The organism is Streptomyces sp. NPDC001663, assembly GCF_042893105.1.
Lineage (GTDB): Bacteria > Actinomycetota > Actinomycetes > Streptomycetales > Streptomycetaceae > Streptomyces.
This window is the reverse complement of sequence record NZ_JBIAUR010000001.1, coordinates 309,060-330,235: the sequence shown is the minus strand read 5'-3', so window position 1 is coordinate 330,235 and position 21,176 is coordinate 309,060. Positions and strand designations below refer to the sequence as shown.

The window sequence follows — 21,176 nt, the reverse complement described above, 5'->3', positions numbered from 1 at the left end:
CAAGGAGATTGCAGCAATGACCCAGGCCAATGCGCCCGCCACCGATCCACGTTCCACACTCGTCGTCACCGCGCATGCCGGGGACTTCGTGTGGCGGGCGGGTGGTGCCATCGCCCTGGCCGCCTCCCGCGGGGAGAAGGTCACCATCGCCTGTCTGACCTTCGGTGAGCGCGGCGAGTCCGCCAAGGCGTGGCGCGAGGGCAAACAGCTGGAGGAGATCAAGGCGATACGCCGGGACGAGGCCGAGCGTGCCGCCGCGACCCTGGGTGCCGAGGTCCGCTTCTTCGACGCCGGCGACTACCCGCTCGTCCCCACCGCCGAGTTGACCGACCATCTGGTGGCCGTCTACCGCGAGACCCAGCCCGACGTCGTGCTCACCCACCCGGTCGAGGACCCGTACAACGGCGACCACCCGGCCGCCAACCGGATGGCGCTGGAGGCCCGCGTCCTCGCGCAGGCCCTCGGCTACCCGGGGGAGGGCGAGATCATCGGCGCCCCGCCGGTCTTCTACTTCGAGCCGCACCAGCCCGAGATGAGCGGCTTCAAGCCCGAGGTCCTGCTCGACATCACCGAGGTGTGGGACACCAAGCGCAAGGCCATGGAGTGCCTCGGCGCCCAGCAGCACCTGTGGGACTACTACACCGACCTCGCCGTACGCCGAGGAGTCCAGCTCAAGCGCAACGCCGGCCCCAATCTGGGCCTGGCCCACAAGACCATGGCCGAGGCGTACATGCGTCCCTACCCGCAGATCGCGAAGGAGCTGGCATGAGCGGCGTCATCGTCACCGACCCGCCGAAGGCGGACCTGAAGGACGTCGACGCACTGGCCGGCTTCGGTGCGGCCACCGTCAGCGAGGCGATGGGCCGAACGGGCCTGCTGGGCCCGGAGATTCGGCCCGTCCAGGAGGGCGTACGAGTCGCCGGTACCGCCGTCACCGTACTGAGCTGGCCCGGCGACAACCTCATGATCCACGCCGCCGTGGAGCAGTGCGGCGAGGGCGACATCCTGGTCGTCACCACCACCTCGCCCTGCACGGACGGTCTGTTCGGCGAGCTGTTCGCGACCGCCCTGCAGCAGCGCGGCGTGCGCGGTGTCGTCCTCAACACCGGTATCCGCGACACCCAGGAACTGCGGGACATGGGCTTCGCCGCCTGGTCCCGGGCGGTCTCCTCGCAGGGCACGGTCAAGGCCACCGGCGGTTCGGTCAATGTGCCGATCGCCATCGACGGCCAGGTCATCCGCCCCGGTGACGTGATCCTCGCCGACGACGACGGCGTCGTGGTCGTACCGCGTGAGCGCGCCCGCGAGACCGTCGAGAAGTCCGAAGCCCGAGAGGCCAAGGAGGCCGCCACTCGGGCCGCCTTCCTCGACGGCCAACTCGGCCTGGACCGCTACGGGTTGAGGGGCACCCTCGAGCGACTCGGCGTCGAGTACAAGACGTACGAGGAGTACGCCGGGGACGCGGGGGAGCGGTCGTGACCAGTGTGCCCGAGGAGGTGCGCTGCCTGCTGATGCGGGGCGGCACCTCGAAGGGCGCCTACTTCCTCGCCGGCGACCTCCCCGCCGAACCGGCCCTGCGCGACGCGCTGTTGCTGCGCATCATGGGCAGCCCCGACGACCGGCAGATCGACGGCCTCGGTGGCGCGCACCCGCTCACCAGCAAGGTGGCCGTGGTCTCGCCGTCCGCTGACCCGGACGCCGACGTCGACTACCTGTTCCTCCAGGTCGTCGTCGACCGGCCCGAGGTGAGCGACCGTCAGAACTGCGGGAACATCCTCGCGGGCATCGGCCCGTTCGCCGTCGAGCGCGGACTGGTTCCGGCGGGCGAGGAGTCGACCTCCGTCCGCATCCGCATGGTCAACACCGGCGACCACGCGACGGCGACCTTCCCGACCCCCGGTGGCCGTGTCGACTACACGGGAGGCGCCGAGATCTCGGGTGTGCCGGGGACGGCCGCGCCCGTGGTCATCGAATTCCCGGCCGGGGCAGGGAAGTTGCTGCCCACCGGCAACGTCCGCGACGAGATCGACGGCGTACCGGTGACCTGCGTGGACAACGGCATGCCGACGGTCCTCATCGCCGCCTCGTCCCTCAAGGTCACCGGCTACGAGGCACCCAAGGACCTGGAGGAGGACCTCGCACTCGCCGACCGGCTCCGCGAGATCCGCCTCGAAGCGGGCCGCCTGATGGGTCTCGGCGACGTCTCCGACACCACCGTGCCCAAGCTCACCCTGCTGGCCCCGCCCCGGGACGGCGGTGTGGTGACCACCCGCACCTTCATCCCGGTGCGCTGCCACACCTCGATCGGCGTGCTCGGCGCCGCCAGTGTGGCCGCCGGCCTGCGGATCGAAGGCAGCGTGGGTGCGGAGCTTTCGGAGATCGATCCCGATAGTGACCGAATTCGCATAGAACATCCCACGGGATTCCTGGACATCGAAAGCAGCCTCGGAGCCACTCCCGACGGCCTGCCCGCTGCCCACCGCACCGCCGTGGTCCGCACCGCCCGCAAGATCTTCGACGGCACCGTCTTCCCCAGGTCCGCCGAGACGGCACCTGTCCCTGCACAACCCCAAGGAGGTCAACGATGACTCCGCCGCTCGGCGACATCGCCCACATCGGCCACGCCCAGCTGTTCACTCCGGACCTGGACGCCAGCGTCGCGTTCTTCACCGACTACCTGGGCCTCACGGTCAACGGCCGGGACGGCGGCACGGTCTACTTGCGGACCTTCGACGACTACGAGCACCACAGCCTGGTCCTCACCGCCCGCGAGCGTCCCGGCCTCGGCCGGCTTGCCCTGCGCACCTCGAGCGAGGACGCCCTCCACCGCCGTATCAAAGCGATCGAGGAGGCGGGCGGCAGCGGAAAGTGGGTCGAGGACGAACCCGGCCTCGGCAAGCTGTACTTGACGACCGACCCGGACGGCCACGAGCACGCGCTGTACTGGGAGAGCGAGCACTACCGGGCCCCCGAGGAACTGCGCCCGGCGCTGAAGAACCAGCCACAGGCCAAGCCCAACGGGGGAGTCGGGGTCCGCCGCCTGGACCACATCAACTTCCTCGCCGCCGACGTGCTCGCCAACGCCGAGTTCCAGGAACAGGTGCTGGGGGCCCGGCCGACGGAGCAGATCCAGCTCGACTCCGGGCGGATCGCGGCGCGTTGGCTGACGTACACGAACAAGTCGTACGACGTCGTCTACACCGAGGACTGGACCGGTTCGGCCGGCCGGCTGCACCACATCGCCTTCGCGACCGACACCCGCGAGGACATCCTGCGCGCGGCCGATCTCGCCATCGACACCGGTGTGTTCATCGAGACGGGCCCGCACAAGCACGCCATCCAGCAGACGTTCTTCCTGTACGTCTACGAGCCGGGCGGCAATCGCATCGAGCTGTGCAACCCGCTCACCCGTCTCGTCCTCGCGCCCGACTGGCCGCTGATCACCTGGACCGAGGAGGAGCGCAAGAAGGGGCAGGCCTGGGGCCTGAAGACCATCGAGTCGTTCCACACGCACGGGACACCGCCGGTCGCCTGACAGGTCCCTCGCCGCCCCCTCGCCCCGACTGCCTGCCTTGATTGTCGATGAGATTGTTGACAAAAACGTTGACGAATCTCGCTCTCGGTCCCTAGCGTCGGGGCACCCTGTTCCACGAGAGGAAAACAAAGATGTCCTCCTCCCCCTCCCCGTCCGCTCGCATCAGCAGACTGGCCCTCCTGGTCGTCGGTCTGTGCTGGCTGGCCGTGCTCTTCGACGGCCTCGACATGTTCATCTACGGCTCCGTGCTGCCGCACCTGCTGGAGACGAAGACCTTCGGCCTCACGCCCGACCAGGCCGGCGACCTCGGCAGCTACGCCACCTTCGGCATGCTGGTCGGCGCCCTGACCGCGGGCACGGTCGCGGACCGGATCGGCCGCAAGAAGCTGATGGTCGTCTGCGTGACCGTCTTCTCGCTGGCCTCCGGCATCTGCGCGATATCGGGCAGCGTCGAGGTCTTCGGCCTCGGCCGGACCCTGGCGGGCGTCGGCCTCGGCGGTCTGCTGCCGACCGCGATCAGCATGGTCTCCGACTACGCCCCGCGCGGCCGCGGCGCCATCGTCATCGGCATGCTGATGACCGCGCACCACGCGGGCGGCATCCTCTCCGCGTACGTGGCCAAGTGGCTGGTGGACCCGGTCGGCTGGCGCGCGGCCTTCTGGGTCTGCGTGACCCCGCTGCTGTTCGCCCCGGTGCTGGCCAGGTTCCTGCCCGAGTCGCTGAGCTTCCTGGTCGCCAAGGGGCGGGCCGAGGAGGCACAGTCGCTGGCCACCCGCTACGACGTCGAGCTGCCCGCCGCGACCGGCAAGAAGACGGCGGCCGACCGCTGGGACGCGCTGGCCAACCTGTTCCGCGGCGGCGAGTGGATCCAGACGCTGCTGTACTGGTTCGCCTCCTTCGGCGGACTGCTCCTGGTCTACGGCGTCGCCACCTGGCTGCCCACCCTGATGCGCACCGAGGGCTACGAGCTCACCAATGCCCTGACCTTCGTCGTCGTCTTCAACCTGGGCGGCATCGTGGGCATGCTGGCCGCGGGACGGGCCGCCGACAAGTTCGGTGCCCCGCGTATCTCGGCGATCTGGTTCGCACTGACGGCTGCCGGTGTCTACCTGCTGAGCGTCCACATGTCGATGGGCGTGACCACGCTGGTCGTGTTCCTCACGGGCGTCTTCCTCAACAGCGCCCAGACGATGATCTACGCGACGGTCTCGATCCGCTCCACGCCGGACAACCGCGCCACCGCCGTCGGCTGGACCTCCGGCATGGGCCGCTTCGGCGCCGTCTTCGGCCCGTGGCTCGGCGGTCAGCTGCTCGCCGCGGGCAACGGCGAGTGGGGCTTCACCGCCTTCGCCCTGGCCGGCCTGTCGTCCATGGTCTTCATCGGCATCGCGGCCCTGCGCAGCGCGAAGCCGGGCGCACGCACCGGCGCCGAGCAGGAGCTGGCCGCCGCGCACTGACCAGCCACGGACCCGGTCACAGGGGGCAAGGACGGACGCCGGCCACCGCAGCGGATGCGGGGGCCGGCCTCCGGCGTCAGGCTCGGAGTATGGATAGGCGGTGGGATGTCCGCCGTGCGGGGCCGGACGAGGCGCCGCACCGGGTGCTGATGATCCCGGGCGGGCTGTGTTCGACCGAGTTCTACGCGGACGTGATGGCCGAACCGGCGGTGGCGGGGCTGCGGTTGGTCGGGGTCACGATGCCCGGGTTCGGCGGGACCGAGGCGCCCGAGGACGTCTCCATGGAGAACTACGCCCGGCTGATGGCGGAGTTCGCCGCCGAGTCGGGGTGCGATGTGGTCGTCGGGCACAGCCTCGGTGCGAACGTGGCGATCGAGATGGCCGCCGCCGGTCTGTTCTCGGGACCGCTCGTGCTGCTGTCGCCGACCTTCTCGCGCGGGGACGAGGCGAGGTTCCTGGCGGTGATGAACGGTCTGGGGCGGGTGCCCGGGCTCGGCATCGCGGGCTGGGCCGGCATGCTGAAGCTGCTGCCGAAGGCCATGAAACGCGAACTGCCCAAGCACCGCGCCGAGGCGCTGGCGGCGGACATGGCGGCCAACGATCCGGCCACCTGCCGCCGCATCGTACGGCGCTACTACGAGTACCTGGACCGTTGGCCGTCACTGGTCCCGCGGCTGTGCGAGGCCGACGTCCCGGCCTGGGTCGTCCGTGGTGATCACGACGAGATCGGTCTCACGGACGGCGAGCGGCGAGGACTGGAGGCCTGTCCGCGCGTGCGGATGGTCACGGTGCCGGACGCGGGGCACGCCGTACTGGTCGAGCAGCCCGCACGGGTCGCCGATGTTGTTGTGGACGCGGTCGCGGCGGTTCTATGAAGTCGCCGTGATCATGGTTCCTGGGGGAAATCCCCCAGGTGAAGACGGAGGTCATCCACGTTCCGGGGGCCGAGCGGCGCGCATAGCTTCGACGGCATGAGTGCAGCCATCGAGGAGCAGCCATGATCGAAGCGCGCGGTCTCAGCAAGTGGTACGGGTCGACGCTCGCCGTCGACGGTCTCGGCTTCGACGTCCGGCCGGGCGCCGTCACCGGTTTCCTCGGCCCCAACGGGTCCGGAAAGTCCACCACCATGCGCCTGATCATGGGCCTGGACCGCCCCGACCGGGGCACCGCCCGCATCGGCGGCCGGGCGTACCACGAGCTGCGCTGGCCGCTGCGTGAGGTCGGTGCGCTGCTCGAGGCCCGTACGTACCACCCCGGCCGCAGCGCCGCGACGCATCTGGCGGCGCTGGCCGCCGCCAACGGCATTCCGCGCTCCCGGGTGAGCACGGTGCTGGCCACCGTCGGCCTCGCCGACGTGGCGGGGAAGCGGGCCGGCGGGTTCTCGCTCGGCATGTCGCAGCGGCTCGGTATCGCCGCCGCGCTGCTCGGCGACCCAGCCGTGCTGCTCTTCGACGAGCCGGTCAACGGGCTCGACCCGGAGGGTGTGCGCTGGATCCGCAACCTGATGAAGTCCCTCGCCCACGAGGGGCGCACGGTCCTGCTGTCCAGTCACCTGATCAGCGAAATGGCGCTCACCGCCGACCACTTGATCGTGATCGGCCAGGGCCGGCTGCTCGCCGACACCAGCGTCGGCGAGCTGACGGCCGACGGCCGCTCGCTCGAGGAGGCGTTCTTCGCGATCACCGGGGGCAGCGCGGAGTACCGGGGTGTCGCCCCGACCGAGAACAGGAGGCAGCCATGACCGCCGTACGGACGGAACTCCCCGTCGGCCACTACGGGTTCGCGCATGCCGCGCGGATGGAGTGGATCAAACTGGGCAGCCTGCGTTCGACGTTGTGGGCGCTGCTCGCCACGGTCGTGGGGATGGTCGCCATCGGGGTCGTCACCATCGCCAACACCAAGGCACCGAGCCCGGATCGGGCGGCGACCTTCGATCCGGTGAACAACGTGCTGGCCGGGATCGCCCTCGGCCAGCTCGTCGTGGGCGTGCTCGGGGTGCTCGTGATCACCGGCGAGTACTCGTCCGGGGCGATCAGGTCCACGCTGGCCGCGATCCCGAACCGGCCGCTGCTGCTCGCCGCCAAGGCCGCGGTGCTCGGCGTGGTCACGCTGGCGGTCGGTGAGGTGATCACCTTCGCGACGTTCCTGGTCGGGAGGCTAGCGCTGACCGACGCGGTGCCGCGGCCGGCGCTCGGCGACCCGGGGGTGCCGCGTGCGCTGCTGCTGTCGGGTGCCTACCTCGCCATGGTCGGGCTGCTCGGTCTCGCGCTGGGAGCCGTCGTGCGGCACACGGCCCTGGCCATCGGGCTGCTGGTCGGCGTGCTCTATGTGGTGCCGGCGGTGTTCGCCGGGCTGACCGGGGTCACGGTCGCGAAGTTCTTCCCGACCATGATCGCCGCGAATTCCCTGGCGGTTGCCAAGCCGGTCGCGGACTGTCTCTCACCGTGGGTGGGCTTCGCGATGCTGTGCCTGTATGTGGCGGCGGCACTCGTGGCGGGCGGCCACCTGCTCGTACGCCGCGACGCGTAGCCGCCGCGCGAGGGACCCACGGACGGGACACTGGAACCATGCCCGCACACGACACAACCAGGAGAGCGCTGTCCCAGCCGTTCACCGGACGTGCCTGGGCCGAGGCCGCCTACTGTCTCGTCGGGTTTCCGGTCGCCGTCGTCGGGTTCGTGCTCGTTCTCGTGCTGCTTGCCCTCGGTGCCGGGCTCACCGTCTCCCTCCTCGGTGCCGTTCTCGGGCTGCTGTTCGTGGTCGGTGCGACGGGGCTCGCCCGTGGCTTCGCCGCCGTGCACCGCAGGCTGGCGGCGGGGCTGCTGGGGGAGCGTGTCCCGGTCCCGCTGCCGCTCAGGCCCGCGGGCAAGGTCTTCGCTCGGCTGGACGCCCGGCTGCGGGACGCCGCCGGGTGGCGGTCGGCGGCGTACGTACTGGTCAAACTGCCTGTCGCCGCCCTGGAGTTGTACGCCGTGAGCTGGTGGCTCACCGGGCTGATCAACCTCTCCGCCCCGCTGCGCTGGGCCGCCTTCGGCCAGCGCCCGCGCGACGGCGCGGAAGGCATGCCGACGATCACGCCGATTCCGGTCGGCGGCGGCGCACCGCACAGCACCTCCTTCGCCGGGACCTTCGTGGCCGCCGCGATCGGCGCGGCCACGCTGCTCGCGGCGCCGTGGGTGACCCGTGGCATCGTCGCCGTGGACCTCTGGCTGGTGCGCGCCCTGCTCGGGCCCGGTGAACTCGCCCGGCGCGTACGGAACTTGGAGGAGACCCGCGCCCTCGCCGTCGACGACTCCGCGGCACTGCTGCGCCGGCTGGAGCGGGACCTGCACGACGGTGCGCAGGTACGGCTCGTGGCGCTGGCCATGAGCCTCGACATGGCGAAGGAGGGGCTCGGCGCGGACGGCGAACCCGTCGCCGACCCCGCGCGGTTGCGCCGGCTGCTGGAGACCGCCCACAGCAATGCCACCGAAGCCCTCACCGAACTGCGCGACCTGGCCCGCGGCCTCCACCCGCCCGTACTGGACGACGGCCTGCCCGACGCCCTCGCGACGCTGGCGGCGCGCAGCACCGTACCCGTCGAGGTGTCCGTGGACATCCCGGAGCGGCCCACGCCGGCCATCGAGACGATCGCCTACTTCTGCGCCGCCGAGCTGCTCACCAACGTCATCAAGCACAGCGGCGCCCGGCGGGCCGTCCTGCGCGTCACGCAGGAGGGTCGCCTGCTGCGGCTGTGCGTGACGGACGACGGCCGCGGTGGCGCTGCGCTCGGCGCGGGCAGCGGTCTCGCCGGGCTGACGCAGCGGGTGCGTACGGTCGACGGAACCCTCGACATCAGCAGCCCGGACGGCGGGCCGACGGCCGTGACGGTGGCGCTGCCGCTGCACGCGTGAGCCGCGGCGGCCCGGGAGCGAGGACGTGAGAGCATGCGCCGTATGCGCGTGGTGATCGCCGAAGATGCCGCCGTGCTGCGGGAGTTGCTGGCGCAGATGCTCACCGAGCGCGGCCACGAGGTGTGCGCGGCCGTCGGTGACGCCGACGCGCTGCGGGCGGCCGTGGCCGAGCACCGGCCGGACGTCAGCGTCGTCGACATCCGGATGCCGCCCACGCACACGGACGAGGGACTGCACGCCGCGATCGACATCCGGCGGGAGCAACCCGGCGCGGGCGTGCTGCTGTTCTCGCAGTACATCGAGACGAAGTACGCGACGAGACTGCTGGCCGCGGGCTCGGCCGGCGTCGGCTATCTGCTCAAGGACCGGGTCGCGAACGTCGCCGAGTTCACCGACGCCCTGGCCCGGGTGGCGGCGGGCGGAACGGCCCTCGACCCCGAGGTCGTCACCCAACTCGCCGGTGCCGGCCGCCGCGTGGAGGATCTCGCCTCGCTGACGGCACGCGAGCGCGAGGTGCTGGCGCTGATGGCGGAGGGCAGGTCGAACGGGGCGATCGCGCAGACGCTGGTGGTGTCGGCGGGCACGGTGGAGAAGCATGTGGCGGCCGTCTTCGGCAAGTTGGGTCTCCCGGCTTCGGAGGACGCGAACCGGCGGGTGCTGGCCGTGCTGCGCTACCTCGGAGCGTGAGCAGAGGGCTTCTGACCAGCAGAAATGGTGAACTGCTCCTAGACTTGCCAGGGGAGCCCGTCCTCCAGTGGTGTGTCCGGTGCGGGAAGGCGGTGGGGCTCCATGCAGTACGTCGCGGTGAGTGCGCTCAGCCATCCCGGGCTGCTTCGCGAGCGGAACGAGGACAGCCTTGTCGTCGGGCCGTGGACCCTGTGCGCCACCGTGACCGAGAGCCCCCAGACGCTGGTCTTCCCGCTCGGAACGCCCCTGGTCGTCGCCGTCGCCGACGGGCTCGGCGGGCATCCCGGCGGCGACGTGGCCAGCGCCTTGGTCGCCCGCCGGATCGCGGCGATGGGACCGGCTCTGGACAGCGAGGAAGTCGTCCGCGCCGTCCTGAACGCCTGCAACCGTGCCGTGTACCAGGCCGCCGAGGGAGGCGAGCTCGCCGCCATGGGGACGACGGTGGCCGGCGTCGTCGTACAGCCCGACTCGCTGCTGGTGTTCAACGTGGGCGACAGCCGGGTCCTCGCCGCCGACCGCGACGGGCTGCGCCAGGTGAGCGTCGACGACAGTCCACCGCTCGAACCCGGGCAGCGCACCACGTCCCTGGTCACCCAGTGCCTGGGCGGCACCACCGCGTACCGCGCCGTCGAGCCCCATGTGACGGCGGTGCCGCTGTCGCCCGGCGACCGCTACATCATCTGCACGGACGGCCTGACCGACCCGCTGACGACGGACGTGCTCGAGGAGCTGCTGCGGGAGCACGACGACGGCCGGGCGGCCTTCGAGCTGTGGAAGGCCGCGATTGCGGCGGGCGGGCCCGACAACATCACGCTGGCGGTCGTACGCGTCTCGGACGAGTAGGGGAGGCGACGGCCGCCCGGCTGCCCACGACCACGACTGCACCCCCTCTTGACATGCCCGCGACGGGCCAGCACTCTCACGGCAATCCGTTCCATTGGTTCAAGGGTTCAACCAGCCGGCCGGGGAGCCGCCATGGCCGTACACGAGCAATCCACCGCCGTCGAAGCCATGCACCGGCACCGCCGCCGCGCCGTGGTCGCCAGCACGGTGGGCACCGCGATCGAGTGGTACGACTTCTTCCTCTACGGCACCGCCGCCGCGCTGGTCTTCCCCCACGTGTTCTTCCCCGGTGCGGAGCCGTACACCGGAGTGCTCGCCTCGTTCGCCACGCAGTTCGTGGGGTTCGCCGCGCGCCCCCTGGGAGCCGCCGTCTTCGGGCACGTCGGAGACCGGATCGGCCGCAAGTCCACCCTCGTGACCACGCTCGTCCTGATGGGCCTCAGCACGTTCCTCATCGGCCTCCTGCCGAGCTACTCCACCATCGGTCTCGCCGCACCCGTGCTGCTGGTCCTGCTGCGGGTGGTCCAGGGCATCGGCGTCGGCGGGGAGTGGGGCGGCTCGGTCCTGATGGCCATGGAATGGGGCTCCGAACGCCGCCGCGGGCTCATGGCCAGCTGGCCGCAGCTCGGCGTGCCGCTCGGTCTCCTCGCCTCGACCGGCATGGTCAAACTGATGAACGCCGCATCCGGCGACGGCTTCGACAGCTGGGGCTGGCGGATCCCCTTCCTCGCCAGCGTGGTGCTGATCGGCATCGGGCTGTACGTGCGGCTCAGGGTGCTGGAAAGCCCGGCCTTCACCGCCGTGAAGGAGGAGCGGGTGCTGGTGCGCCAGCCGGTCTGGAGCGTGCTGCGCCACCAGCCGCTCACCGTGCTGACCTCAGCGTTCATCCGGATGTCGGAGCAGGCACCGTTCTACCTCTTCATCACCTTCGTGCTCACCTACGGCACGGAGAAGCTCGGCCTCCCGCGGGGCGACCTGCTGAACTACACGCTCGTCGCGGCGGCCGTCGGGCTGATCAGCGTCCCGCTCTTCGGCCACCTCTCCGACCGGTTCGGACGACGCCGGATCTACGGCATCGGCATCTGCTGCACCGGTCTGTTCGCGTTCCCGTACTTCGGCCTGCTGAACACGGGCACCTCCGGGCTCGTCCTGCTCGCGATCGTGCTCTCCCTGGTCTTCCACGACATCCAGTACGGCCCCCAGGCCGCACTGATCGCCGAGGGGTTCGGCACGAACGTCCGCTACAGCGGTGCGGGACTCGGGTATCAGCTCGCCTCGGTCATCGCGGGCGGACCGGCCCCGCTCATCGCCACGGCGATCCTCCAGCACACCGGTTCCAGCACCTGGATCAGCTGGTACATCGTCGGCTGCTGCGCCGTCGCCATGATCGCGCTGCTGGCCATGCCTCGCCGGGCGCCCGCGGTCACGGCTCCGCAGCGACCCGTTGCCGCGGAAACCGACGCCGCGACCTCCCGGGGAGAGTCCTAGCCGTCCGAGCCCATCTGGTCCTCGTCCGACAGGTGTTCCACCGTCTTGCCCGTCTCCGTGAACGTCCGTGTCACGTGGCCGGACGAATACACCCAGAGAATGCGCAGCGGGCGGTCGCCGACATTGCGGAACAGATGGGGAATGGGCGACGGGACATAGGTGGTGTCGAACTGCTCCAGCTTCGTCACCTCGCCGTCGACCCACACCTCGGCCTCGCCATCGAGGATCGTCACGTGCTCGTCGCAGTTGTGCGAGTGCAGCGGGGCCCCGGAACCGACCGGGTACACGCTCATCCCGCTGGTGATCCTGTTCTCCCCTCGCGCGGACGGGGTGGTGATGAGCGGGGTCGTCATGACGGCGCCGCCGCGGTCGAGAAGGGGGACCGAAGCGGCCTTGATGATGGTGGTCATGCCGGACGACGTTAGGCCGCCGCCCGCGTTATGGGTGCCCTCCGGCGTGCAGTTTTACCTTGCATTTCGGGAGGGGTGAGCTTTCCGGACCCGGCTGTACCGTCGGCTCGCACCGCACGGCTTCTGGATTCGTGCGGGAAACGCGCCGGAAAGAAAAGGCAGGTATCGGCCACATGAGGCTCCCCGTTCTCAGCGATGAGGAAATGACCCCGCGGCAGCAGGAGTTGGCCACCCGTATCGCCGGTCGCCGAGGTGCCGTCCGTGGGCCGTTCCGGGTCTGGCTGCACAGCCCGGAGATGTGCGAACGGGCCGAGTCCCTGGGCGCGTTCGCCCGCTTCGACTGCAGCTTGCCCAAGCACCTGCGGGAGTTGACGCTGCTGATGGCCGCCCGCAACTGGGACGCGCAGTACTCCTGGAACGCACATGTGCACCAGGCGATCGAGGCGGGCATCCCGGAGGCCGCCGTCAAGGCCATCGCCGAGAGGCGCGAGGCCGTCTTCGACAACGAGGCCGACCAGGTCTTCTACCGGTTCTGCCGGGAGATCCTCGACGAGCACTTCGTCACCGACGAGACCTTCGCCGCCGCGCTCGAGCACTTCGGTTCCAAGGGTCTGGTCGACACGATCGGCGCGCTCGGCAACTTCACCATGCTGGGCATGTGCCTGAACACCTTCCAGGTGGACCTCCAGGCCGAGAAGGAGCCACCGTTCCCGGACGTCCGCGGCTACGGCCGGATCGTCCCCGACAGCGACGGGCCGCAGCCATGAGCGCCGTGCTCCGCGTCCGCGGCGTCACCAAGAGCTTCGGCGGGGCGGCCGCCCTCAAGGGCGTCGACCTCGATCTGTACCCCGGTGAGATCCACGCCCTGATGGGCATGAACGGTGCCGGCAAGTCGACCCTGGTGCAGATCCTCTCCGGGGTCCACCAGGCCGACCGCGGCGTCGTCGAGGTCGACGGGCACACCCAGCACGGCCTCACCGTCCGCAAGGCCCGCCGCCTCGGCATCGCCTCGGTCCCGCAACGCCGTGAACTGGCGATGGGCCTGACCGTCGCCGAGAACGTCCTGCTCGGCGACCTGCCCACCCGCAGCCGCACCGTCCACTGGAAGGCGGTCAGGGACGAGGCGCGCGAGGCGCTGCACGGGCTCGGCATCGACATCGACGTGGAGCGCACCGCCGGTTCGCTGAGCGTCGCCGAGCAGACCATGGTCGAGGTGGCCCGCGAGGTCCGCCGCGGCGGACGCATCCTGATCCTCGACGAGCCGACCGCCTGTCTCAGTGCCGAGGCGGCCGACCAAATACGGTCCCTGGTAAGGAAGTTGAGGGACGAGGGCGTCGCCGTCGTCTACATCTCGCACTACATCGACGAGGTCATGGCCGTCGCCGACCGCCTCACCGTCCTGCGCGACGGGGGAGTGGTCCGTACGGCACCCGCCGTGGAGCTGGACCACACCGAGCTCGTACGGGCCATGGTGGGCCGTGACGTCGTCTCCACCCGCCCCGAACGACCCACGCCCAAGGAGGAAGTCGGCCTCGCCGTACGGGGGTTGACCTTCGGCCGGGCCATCCGGGACTTCACCGTCGACGTACGCAGGGGCGAGATCGTCGCCGTCCTCGGACCCGCCGGAGACGCGCAGTCGCAGCTGTTCGACCTGCTGTCGGGTCGACAGCGGCCCGACACCGGCCAACTCCACGTCGAGGGACGGCCGGTGCCCTTCGGCCGCATCCCCGCCTCGCTCGCCAGTGGTCTGCGCTGCGTCACGGGAGACCGTCGGGCCCTGGGCCTGGTCCCGGAGCTGTCCCTGGACGAGAACCTGATGCTCGCCGACGACCGCTTCATGCGCCGCCGCCTGCACCGCCGTACCGAACTCGCCCGCCGGGCAGCTCCGTTGAGGCGCACGTACGGCGTGAAGGCGCTGGCCGGCAACCCGCCGGTGAGCGCGCTGTCGGGCGGCAACCAGCAGAAGGTCCTGCTCGGCAAGTGGCTGGAGACCGCGCCCGCCGCCTGCTTCCTGGAGGACCCCACCAACGGCGTGGACATCGCCGCCATGGCCGACATCCACACCCTCGTCGACGACCTCGCCTCCCGCGGGGTGGCCGTACTGCTCGCCTCCTCCTCCGCCGAGGAGGTCATGCGCCTGGCCGACCGGGTCGTCGTCGTGAGCGCCGGCCGCACGGTCGGCGAGCACGACATCACCGCCATCACCCGCGACGAACTCGTCGCCACGGCCCTCGGAGGACAACCGCAGTGAGCGTCAAGACACTTCCCGATGGCTCCGGCGTTTCCGATCCCCCCAAGTCCCGTGTTTCCATGGGCAGGTTGCGCGACATTCCGCACGCCGGACTGATCGCCGTACTCGCGCTCGTGGTGGTCTTCACCGCCGTGCAGAGCGACACGTTCGCCACCGACCGCAACATCATCAACGTGCTCGGCCAGATCAGCGTCAACGCGGTGCTCGCCGCCGGGCTCACCCTGCTGATGACCGCGGGCGGCATGGACTTCTCCATGGGCAGCAACGTCGCGGTCACGGCCGCCGTTGCCGCGAAACTGCTGGCGGGCGGCCATGCCACGGCCCTCACGGTGGTCGTCGCGCTGCTGCTGGGCACCGGGATCGGGCTGGTCAACGGGCTCGTCGTGACCTTCACCAACGTCGCGCCCTTCGTCGTCACCCTCGCCTCGGCCACCCTGCTCGACGGCGTCGCGCTGCTCGTGCACAACGGCAACACCATCTCCATCGGCACCCGAATGTTCGCCCTCGGCAACGACAAGGTCCTCGGGGTGCCCTACCTGCTGGTCGTCGCCGTCCTGGTGCTGGTCGCGACGGCCCTGGTCATGCGGTTCACCGTCTTCGGCCGCGACGCCTTCGCCATCGGCGGCAACGAGCACGTCGCCCGCCTCAGCGGCATCAACGTCACAGCGCGCAAGCTCACTCTGTACGGCCTGACCGGCACCCTCTCCGGTCTCGCGGGCCTGATGCTGCTGTCCCGCCTCGGCTCCTCCAGCCCCGGCGGCACCGCCGGACTCTCCCTCCAACTCGCCGTCGTCGCAGCGGTGGTGATCGGCGGCACCTCCCTCGCCGGCGGGTACGGCACCGTGGTCGGCACCGCCCTCGGCCTGGTGCTGCTGGGCGTGGTCGCCAACGCGCTCAACCTCCTTGATTTCTCCAGCAATTACCAGCCGGTGTCGGTCGGCGCGGTGCTGCTCGTGGCGGCCGTGGCGAATGAGATGCACAAGGCCCGCTCCGCATCGCGGCACTGACACCTCCTGCTTCCCAACTGCCTCTACCGAAAGGCGCTTCACCATGAGAATTTCCGCCCGTTCCCGCAGCGCCCTGTTCGCCACGGCCGTCACCTCCGCTCTGGTACTGACCGGCTGTGGCGACGACAACGGCAGCAGCGGCTCCGATGACGTCTCCCTCGGATTCGTGAACGGCGGCGACACCGGCTTCCACACCTGTCTGCAGAAGGCCGTCGAGCAGACGGCCAAGACGGAGGGGGCCAAGGTCTACACGGCCAACTCCCACCAGAACGCCGGTACCGAGCTGTCCAACATCGAGGACATGATCTCCCGCAATGTGAGCGCGCTGATCGTGCAGACGGTCAACGTCGACTCGCTCAAGGGCGACATAGCCAAGGCCAAGGCGTCGAACATCCCGATCTATCTGACGTCCGTGGCGACCAGCGACGTCAGCGACATCCTCGGTGCGGCCGTCGTCGACCTGAAGAAGGTCGGCAGCCTGGACGCCGGCTGGGTCGCGAAGGACGCGGGAGGCAAGAACGTCGAGGTCGGCATCGTCGCCGGTGCGCCGGGCGCCGCCTCCGACCTGCTGGTGAACGGCTTCAAGGGCGCCCTGCCCGCCAACGCCAAGGTGGTCGCCAACCAGCCCGGCATGTTCAACCCGGCCAAGGCCCAGGACGTCGCCGAGAACATGATCGAGGCCCACCCGGACCTGGACTACGCCTTCGTCGCCAACGAGGAGATGGGCTTCGCCGTCCGCAAGGCCTTCGACGCGGCCGGCAAGAAGGACGTCAGGATCGTCACCGTCAACGGCACCGACGAGGGCCTGGCGGCCGTGAAGTCCGGCGAGTTCTCCGCCACCGTGGCCAACTCCGCCAAGGTCATCGGCGACACGGCGGTCAAGAACGCCGTCGGTCTTTTGGACAACAAGAAGGTTGACAAGATTGCCAACATTCCTCTTGTGTTGGTCACCAAGGACAACCTGAGCGAAGCGCCTCAGTACTGCCCGAAGTAAGAACCCTCGCTCACAAAGCTGTGAGTGGGAGGGCTCGGAGGAAAACATGGATCGCTTGCTCCTGATGCACAGCTTCGTCACCGTCGCGCAAGTCGGCAGCTTCAGCGGAGCCGCAAAGAGGCTGGGCTCGTCGGGCTCACTGGTGTCACGGCACGTGGCGGAGCTGGAGCGGCAGGTCGGCGTACGACTGGTCAACCGCACCGCCCGCTCGGTGAGTCTCACGGAACCCGGCCAGCGGTACGCGGAATTCGCCGCACGCATTCTGGACGAGATCGAGGCGGAGGACGCAGGCATAGCGCACCTGCACGACCGCGCCGAGGGAACACTCAGCATCATCTGTCCGAAATGGATAGGCAGCCTCGATCTCGGTGACGCCATCGCCGCCTTTTCCGCGGCCCATCCCAAAATCCAGGTCCGTTTCGAACTCGGCGGAATGTCCGACCGCACCTACGATTTCCTGGACAGCGGATTCGACATCGCCTTCCACACCCGAGACCTCAGGGACTCCAGCGTCCGGCTCAAGAAGATCGCCTCGCTGCCGTTCGTCCTGTGCGCCTCGAAGGAGTACCTGGACCGCGAGGGTCCGCTCGACGAGCCCAACGGCCTCGCCCACCACGACTGCCTGGTGCACGTCAACGACCCGGTCTGGCGCATCGGCCACGGCCATGCGTCGACCCTGCACAAGATCCGCAACATCGCCTTCTCGTCCAACTCCTACATCGCCCTGCAGAAGGCGGCCGTGCACGGGCGCGGCATCGCGTTGTTGCCGCAGCGCCCGGCGTACGACGACCTCGTCTCCGGAGCGCTGCAGGTCCTGCTGCCCGACCTGGCGGTGCCCGACCGCCCGCTGTACGCGATCTACGGCCCCGGGCAGGCCACCCCGCGCAAGATCAGCGTGTTCCTGGACTTCCTCACCGACTGGTTCTCGAAGAACCCCATCCCCGTGATCGGGCAGTAGGCGCAAGAAACGATTGCGTATTCCGCGGGGCCCGCTCCATTGAGGCCGCGGCCTGCGGAAATCTACGCTCACAGGCGACCCGTGAAAAGAGGACTCCATGGGAATCCAGAGGATCGAATCGGTCACCTACGGTATCGACGACCTCGACGAATGCGCCCGTTTCTTCGACGACTTCGGGCTGTTCCCGGTGGAGCGGACCGACGAGCACGCCGTCTTCGAGACGCTCACCGGGCAGACCCTCCACCTGGACACCCGCCCCGGCCCGCTGCTGCCGCCCCCCGTGGAGGCCGGGCCCACCCTGCGCGAGGTCGTGTGGGGCGTCGACACCCCCGAGGAGCTGCAGCGTCTGGTGACCGCAGTGGCCAGGGACCGCGAGATCCGCGAGAGCGCCGACGGCGTCCACCACACCGTCGACGAGACCGGCTTCGGTGTCGGCCTCACCCTGGCCCGCCCGAAGCCGGCCCCTGTCACCCCCCGCCCGGCCAACGCGCTCGGCAACGTCAACCGCTGGAACACCGCACTCGGCCCCATCGAGCGCGTCCGCCCGCTCCGTATGTGCCATGTCGCCCTGAACATCCCCAAGCCCGGGAAGGACGAGGCGGTCGCCTTCTACACCGGCCTCCTCGGCTTCCGCCCGACCGACATCGTCGAGCCCATGGGCGTGTTCATACAGGCCCCGGGCGACGAGGACCAGCACACCATGCTGCTGTGCCACCGCCCCGACAAGGCGGGCATCAACCACATCGCCTACGAGGTCCCCGGCTTCGACGACGTGATCGAGGGCGGCAACTACATGATCGACCACGGCTGGCGGGAGGCCCGCCGGCTCGGCCGCCACACCGTCGGCTCCAATGTCTTCCGCTTCCTGCACGCCCCGTGCGGCGGCCGCGTCGAATACGCCGCCGACATGGACCGGGTCGACGACAGCTACGAGACCCGCGTCCACCAGACGACCCCGCCGCACCACATCTGGGCCCTGCGCACCAACCGCGACCAGGACGCGCCTGCCCGGTCCTGACCCTGAGAGGGCACTCACCCATGACCACCGACCACGGCTACCCCGCCGTCCGCATGTACATAGCGGGCGAGTGGTGCCAGGGCGGCACCGGACGTACCGCCCCGATCGTCAACCCGGCCACCGAGGAGGTGATCGGAGAGGTACCGCTGGCGACCACCGCCGATCTCGACCGCGCCCTGGAGGCCGCCGACAAGGGCTTCGAGACCTGGCGGGACACGTCCGTCGCCCGGCGCACCGCCATCCTGCACACCGCCGCCGACCTGCTCACCGAGCGTGCCGCCGAAGTGGGCCGGATCATGACCCGGGAGCAGGGCAAACCCCTCGCGGAGGCCACCGGCGAGGCCCGCCGGGTCGCCGACACCCTGCGCTGGCACATCGAGGACGCCCGTCGCGCGTACGGCCGTATCATCCCGTCGGCCCCCGGCACCCTGCTGTCGGTGCGCCGCGAACCGGTCGGCCCCGTCGCCGCGTTCGTGCCGTGGAACTTCCCCGCGGGCGGCCCCATGCGGAAGATCTCCTCCGCGCTGACGGCCGGCTGCTCGATCGTCATCAAGGCCTCCGAGGAAACCCCGGCGACCGCCGCTGCCCTGGTCGCCTGCTTCGCGGACGCGGGCCTGCCGGCCGGTGTCCTCAACCTCGTCTTCGGCGAACCGGCCGAGGTGTCCGCACACTTGATCCCCTCCCCGGTCGTCCGCCTGGTCGCCTTCACCGGGTCGGTCCCCGTCGGCAAGCTGCTGGCCGCCGAGGCCGGCAAGGTCATGAAGCCGTCGCTCATGGAGCTGGGCGGCCACGCCCCGGTGATCGTGTGCGAGGACGCCGACCCCGCTACGGCCGCCCGCCGTGCCGCCCAGGCGAAGTTCGTCAACGCCGGGCAGGTGTGCACCTCGCCGAGCCGTTTCCTGGTCCACGAGAGCCTGGTCGAGGAGTTCACCGCCGAGTTCGTGAAGGCCGCCGAGGCCGTGGTCGTCGGTGACGGTCTGGCCGAGGGCACCACCATGGGACCGCTCGCCAACGAGCGCCGACTGCAGGCGATGGTCCGGCTGACCACCGACGCCGTGGGCCGCGGGGCCAAGGTGCTCACCGGAGGCGAACGGCTCGACCGCCCCGGCTACTTCTTCGCGCCGACCGTCCTCACCGACGTACCGGCAGACGCGGACCTCATGCACGAGGAACCGTTCGGCCCGATCGCCCCGATCATGCCGTTCACCGACCTCGACGAGGCGCTGAAGACGGCGAACGAGCTGCCGTACGGCCTCGCGGCCTACGGCTTCACCAAGTCCGCCGCCACCGCCGAGCGACTGTCCGGCGAGCTGGAAGCCGGGATCCTCTCCCTCAACCACTGCGGAGGCTCGGTCCACGAGGCACCCTCCGGCGGGGTGAAGGAGAGCGGCTACGGCAGGGAGGGCGGGCCCGAGGCCCTGGACGCCTACCTGGTCACCAAGCGCGTCTCCCACCTGCTGGCGCCATGAGGTACGCACGAGTCTCGGTGGACGGCCGAGCGGTGTGGGGCCGGGTGGGGGAGTCGGACGTCGAGCTGCTGTCCGAGTCGCCGATCGAAGGCGAGCCGACGGTGATCGGAGCGGTGCCGCGCTCGACTGCCGTATGGCTGCCCCCTGTTGTACCGCCCGTCTTCTACGCAGTCGGCATGAACTACCCACGGCACATCGCGCACGCCGGCGTCCCGACTCCCGGGCGCCCAGAGATCGGCTACCGGGCCAACAACGCACTCACCGGCCATCGTTCGCCGATCATCAAACCCGTCGAGGTCGAGGGCCGCTTCGAGGCCGAGCCCGAACTCGTCGCCGTCATCGGCCGTACGCTGCGCCACGCCACGTACGAGGAGGCCCGCAAGTCCGTCTTCGGCTGGACCATCGGCAACGACGTCAGCGCCCGCACCTGGCAGCACCAGGACCGCACGTTCTGGCGCAGCAAGAACAGCGACACGTTCAAGCCCATGGGGCCCTGGATCGAGACGGACGTCGACGCCCTCGCGCAGACCACCACCTTGCGGGTCAACGACGAGGTGCAGGCCCGATTCCCCACAGGCGACATGGTGTTCGACCCCTTCGACCACCTCGTCGAGATGACGAAGCACCTCACCGTGCACCCCGGCGACGTGCTCTGGATGGGCGCCGAGTCCACCTGCCAACTCGAACCGGGGGACACCGTGGACGTCGAGATCAGCGGCATCGGTGTGCTGTCCAACCCCGTACAACTCGAAGGGACACAAGGGAAACCGTCATGAGCAGGGAACCCCGCTACATCCATCACGTCAACTTCCCCACCACCGACCCCGACCGCACCGCCGAGTGGTACACCAAGGTCTTCGGGATGAAGCGCATCATGCCCAAGTCCAACACCCGGGTGGTGCTGATGACCCGCGGCAACTTCGACCTGCACTTCACCCCGGTCGAGGAGATGGAGCGCATGGCGCCCTACCACTTCGCCGTCGAGGTCGACGACTGGGACGACTTCCTCGCCCACCTGAAGGAGCTGGGCATCCGGCACACCCGCCCGATCGAACGCCCCGAGAACCAGTCCAAGTTCTGCTACATCCACGACCCCGACCACACCATGATCGAGCTCGTCTTCCACGGCCGCCGCCCCAACTGATCCTGCACGCACGGGAGTTCAC

21 protein-coding genes and 1 pseudogene are annotated in these 21,176 nt (G+C 69.9%); 21 read left to right on the top strand and 1 reads right to left on the bottom strand.

Annotated features, from left to right (window positions below; genetic code table 11):
• The first annotated feature begins 16 nt into the window (after positions 1-16).
• The 12 genes and pseudogenes from ACFY1L_RS01565 (at position 17) to ACFY1L_RS01510 (ending at position 11,903) form a co-directional block, all read left to right on the top strand.
• Entirely contained in the window at positions 17-769 is a 753-nt protein-coding gene (locus ACFY1L_RS01565; RefSeq protein WP_388816459.1) for a PIG-L deacetylase family protein, read from the top strand.
• Entirely contained in the window at positions 766-1,479 is a 714-nt protein-coding gene (locus ACFY1L_RS01560; protein WP_388816457.1) for a 4-carboxy-4-hydroxy-2-oxoadipate aldolase/oxaloacetate decarboxylase, read from the top strand. The genes ACFY1L_RS01565 and ACFY1L_RS01560 overlap by 4 nt, the downstream gene beginning before the upstream one ends.
• Positions 1,476-2,588, top strand: a complete 1,113-nt coding sequence (locus ACFY1L_RS01555) for a 4-oxalomesaconate tautomerase (RefSeq protein ID WP_388816454.1) — start codon at positions 1,476-1,478, stop codon at positions 2,586-2,588. Before ACFY1L_RS01560 ends, ACFY1L_RS01555 begins: the two co-directional genes overlap by 4 nt.
• The gene (locus ACFY1L_RS01550; protein ID WP_388816451.1) at positions 2,585-3,535 is read left to right on the top strand and encodes a catechol 2,3-dioxygenase; all 951 of its coding nucleotides are present in this window, start codon (positions 2,585-2,587) and stop codon (positions 3,533-3,535) included. Before ACFY1L_RS01555 ends, ACFY1L_RS01550 begins: the two co-directional genes overlap by 4 nt.
• A gap of 131 nt (positions 3,536-3,666) precedes the next feature.
• Positions 3,667-4,992, top strand: a complete 1,326-nt coding sequence (locus ACFY1L_RS01545; RefSeq protein WP_388816448.1) for an MFS transporter — start codon at positions 3,667-3,669, stop codon at positions 4,990-4,992.
• 89 nt (positions 4,993-5,081) lie between these two features.
• Positions 5,082-5,867, top strand: a complete 786-nt coding sequence (locus ACFY1L_RS01540) for an alpha/beta fold hydrolase (RefSeq protein WP_388816445.1) — start codon at positions 5,082-5,084, stop codon at positions 5,865-5,867.
• 122 nt (positions 5,868-5,989) lie between these two features.
• A pseudogene (locus ACFY1L_RS01535) lies at positions 5,990-6,628 on the top strand (ABC transporter ATP-binding protein); the annotation flags it as partial.
• Between the two features lie 101 nt (positions 6,629-6,729).
• Positions 6,730-7,521, top strand: a complete 792-nt coding sequence (locus tag ACFY1L_RS01530; RefSeq protein WP_388816442.1) for an ABC transporter permease — start codon at positions 6,730-6,732, stop codon at positions 7,519-7,521.
• A 38-nt stretch (positions 7,522-7,559) separates the two neighbouring features.
• Positions 7,560-8,885 (top strand): sensor histidine kinase, encoded by a 1,326-nt coding sequence (locus tag ACFY1L_RS01525; RefSeq protein WP_388816439.1) that lies wholly within the window; start codon positions 7,560-7,562, stop codon positions 8,883-8,885.
• A gap of 42 nt (positions 8,886-8,927) precedes the next feature.
• Positions 8,928-9,572 carry a response regulator gene (locus ACFY1L_RS01520; RefSeq protein WP_388818860.1) on the top strand — a complete coding sequence of 215 codons (645 nt, stop codon included), beginning with the start codon at positions 8,928-8,930 and terminating at the stop codon, positions 9,570-9,572.
• Positions 9,573-9,674: 102 nt separating this feature from the next.
• A complete protein-coding gene (locus ACFY1L_RS01515; protein WP_388816436.1) occupies positions 9,675-10,415 on the top strand; it encodes a PP2C family protein-serine/threonine phosphatase in 741 nt (246 codons plus the stop codon).
• Between the two features lie 132 nt (positions 10,416-10,547).
• The gene (locus ACFY1L_RS01510) at positions 10,548-11,903 is read left to right on the top strand and encodes an MFS transporter (RefSeq protein WP_388816433.1); all 1,356 of its coding nucleotides are present in this window, start codon (positions 10,548-10,550) and stop codon (positions 11,901-11,903) included.
• Here the strand turns inward: ACFY1L_RS01510 and ACFY1L_RS01505 are convergent.
• Positions 11,900-12,313 (bottom strand): cupin domain-containing protein, encoded by a 414-nt coding sequence (locus ACFY1L_RS01505; RefSeq protein WP_388816430.1) that lies wholly within the window; start codon positions 12,311-12,313, stop codon positions 11,900-11,902. The two genes, ACFY1L_RS01510 and ACFY1L_RS01505, sit on opposite strands and share 4 nt — an antisense overlap.
• A 203-nt stretch (positions 12,314-12,516) precedes the next feature.
• Here ACFY1L_RS01505 and ACFY1L_RS01500 point away from each other — a divergent pair, with 203 nt between their 5' ends.
• From ACFY1L_RS01500 to ACFY1L_RS01460, 9 genes are all read left to right on the top strand, one after another.
• Positions 12,517-13,080 (top strand): carboxymuconolactone decarboxylase family protein, encoded by a 564-nt coding sequence (locus ACFY1L_RS01500; protein ID WP_388816427.1) that lies wholly within the window; start codon positions 12,517-12,519, stop codon positions 13,078-13,080.
• Entirely contained in the window at positions 13,077-14,564 is a 1,488-nt protein-coding gene (locus tag ACFY1L_RS01495; protein WP_388816424.1) for a sugar ABC transporter ATP-binding protein, read from the top strand. The genes ACFY1L_RS01500 and ACFY1L_RS01495 overlap by 4 nt, the downstream gene beginning before the upstream one ends.
• Positions 14,565-14,623: 59 nt before the next feature.
• The gene (locus ACFY1L_RS01490; RefSeq protein ID WP_388816421.1) at positions 14,624-15,571 is read left to right on the top strand and encodes an ABC transporter permease; all 948 of its coding nucleotides are present in this window, start codon (positions 14,624-14,626) and stop codon (positions 15,569-15,571) included.
• A 43-nt stretch (positions 15,572-15,614) separates the two neighbouring features.
• The gene (locus ACFY1L_RS01485) at positions 15,615-16,565 is read left to right on the top strand and encodes a sugar ABC transporter substrate-binding protein (RefSeq protein ID WP_388816418.1); all 951 of its coding nucleotides are present in this window, start codon (positions 15,615-15,617) and stop codon (positions 16,563-16,565) included.
• A 46-nt stretch (positions 16,566-16,611) separates the two neighbouring features.
• Positions 16,612-17,523, top strand: coding sequence for a LysR family transcriptional regulator (locus ACFY1L_RS01480; protein WP_388816415.1), 912 nt, complete (start codon positions 16,612-16,614; stop codon positions 17,521-17,523).
• Between the two features lie 97 nt (positions 17,524-17,620).
• A complete protein-coding gene (locus tag ACFY1L_RS01475; protein WP_388816412.1) occupies positions 17,621-18,541 on the top strand; it encodes a VOC family protein in 921 nt (306 codons plus the stop codon).
• Positions 18,542-18,561: 20 nt separating this feature from the next.
• Positions 18,562-20,010 carry an NAD-dependent succinate-semialdehyde dehydrogenase gene (locus ACFY1L_RS01470; RefSeq protein WP_388816405.1) on the top strand — a complete coding sequence of 483 codons (1,449 nt, stop codon included), beginning with the start codon at positions 18,562-18,564 and terminating at the stop codon, positions 20,008-20,010.
• The gene (locus ACFY1L_RS01465; protein WP_388816402.1) at positions 20,007-20,786 is read left to right on the top strand and encodes a fumarylacetoacetate hydrolase family protein; all 780 of its coding nucleotides are present in this window, start codon (positions 20,007-20,009) and stop codon (positions 20,784-20,786) included. Before ACFY1L_RS01470 ends, ACFY1L_RS01465 begins: the two co-directional genes overlap by 4 nt.
• Complete coding sequence (locus tag ACFY1L_RS01460) at positions 20,783-21,154, top strand: VOC family protein (protein ID WP_388816399.1); 372 nt, start codon at positions 20,783-20,785, stop codon at positions 21,152-21,154. The genes ACFY1L_RS01465 and ACFY1L_RS01460 overlap by 4 nt, the downstream gene beginning before the upstream one ends.
• Positions 21,155-21,176: the final 22 nt, after the last annotated feature.

What these genes read in the sequence shown, in the direction of transcription:
- ACFY1L_RS01545 (WP_388816448.1), top strand. Translation starts at nt 3,667, where the DNA reads ATGTCCTCCTCCCCCTCCCCGTCCGCTCGCATCAGCAGACTGGCCCTC.
- ACFY1L_RS01530 (WP_388816442.1), top strand. Translation starts at nt 6,730, where the DNA reads ATGACCGCCGTACGGACGGAACTCCCCGTCGGCCACTACGGGTTCGCG.
- ACFY1L_RS01520 (WP_388818860.1), top strand. Translation starts at nt 8,928, where the DNA reads ATGCGCGTGGTGATCGCCGAAGATGCCGCCGTGCTGCGGGAGTTGCTG.
- ACFY1L_RS01560 (WP_388816457.1), top strand. Translation starts at nt 766, where the DNA reads ATGAGCGGCGTCATCGTCACCGACCCGCCGAAGGCGGACCTGAAGGAC.
- ACFY1L_RS01470 (WP_388816405.1), top strand. Translation starts at nt 18,562, where the DNA reads ATGACCACCGACCACGGCTACCCCGCCGTCCGCATGTACATAGCGGGC.
- ACFY1L_RS01465 (WP_388816402.1), top strand. Translation starts at nt 20,007, where the DNA reads ATGAGGTACGCACGAGTCTCGGTGGACGGCCGAGCGGTGTGGGGCCGG.
- ACFY1L_RS01525 (WP_388816439.1), top strand. Translation starts at nt 7,560, where the DNA reads ATGCCCGCACACGACACAACCAGGAGAGCGCTGTCCCAGCCGTTCACC.
- ACFY1L_RS01460 (WP_388816399.1), top strand. Translation starts at nt 20,783, where the DNA reads ATGAGCAGGGAACCCCGCTACATCCATCACGTCAACTTCCCCACCACC.
- ACFY1L_RS01515 (WP_388816436.1), top strand. Translation starts at nt 9,675, where the DNA reads ATGCAGTACGTCGCGGTGAGTGCGCTCAGCCATCCCGGGCTGCTTCGC.
- ACFY1L_RS01510 (WP_388816433.1), top strand. Translation starts at nt 10,548, where the DNA reads ATGGCCGTACACGAGCAATCCACCGCCGTCGAAGCCATGCACCGGCAC.
- ACFY1L_RS01495 (WP_388816424.1), top strand. Translation starts at nt 13,077, where the DNA reads ATGAGCGCCGTGCTCCGCGTCCGCGGCGTCACCAAGAGCTTCGGCGGG.
- ACFY1L_RS01490 (WP_388816421.1), top strand. Translation starts at nt 14,624, where the DNA reads ATGGGCAGGTTGCGCGACATTCCGCACGCCGGACTGATCGCCGTACTC.
- ACFY1L_RS01540 (WP_388816445.1), top strand. Translation starts at nt 5,082, where the DNA reads ATGGATAGGCGGTGGGATGTCCGCCGTGCGGGGCCGGACGAGGCGCCG.
- ACFY1L_RS01505 (WP_388816430.1), bottom strand. Translation starts at nt 12,313, where the DNA reads ATGACCACCATCATCAAGGCCGCTTCGGTCCCCCTTCTCGACCGCGGC.
- ACFY1L_RS01475 (WP_388816412.1), top strand. Translation starts at nt 17,621, where the DNA reads ATGGGAATCCAGAGGATCGAATCGGTCACCTACGGTATCGACGACCTC.
- ACFY1L_RS01500 (WP_388816427.1), top strand. Translation starts at nt 12,517, where the DNA reads ATGACCCCGCGGCAGCAGGAGTTGGCCACCCGTATCGCCGGTCGCCGA.
- ACFY1L_RS01480 (WP_388816415.1), top strand. Translation starts at nt 16,612, where the DNA reads ATGGATCGCTTGCTCCTGATGCACAGCTTCGTCACCGTCGCGCAAGTC.
- ACFY1L_RS01565 (WP_388816459.1), top strand. Translation starts at nt 17, where the DNA reads ATGACCCAGGCCAATGCGCCCGCCACCGATCCACGTTCCACACTCGTC.
- ACFY1L_RS01485 (WP_388816418.1), top strand. Translation starts at nt 15,615, where the DNA reads ATGAGAATTTCCGCCCGTTCCCGCAGCGCCCTGTTCGCCACGGCCGTC.
- ACFY1L_RS01550 (WP_388816451.1), top strand. Translation starts at nt 2,585, where the DNA reads ATGACTCCGCCGCTCGGCGACATCGCCCACATCGGCCACGCCCAGCTG.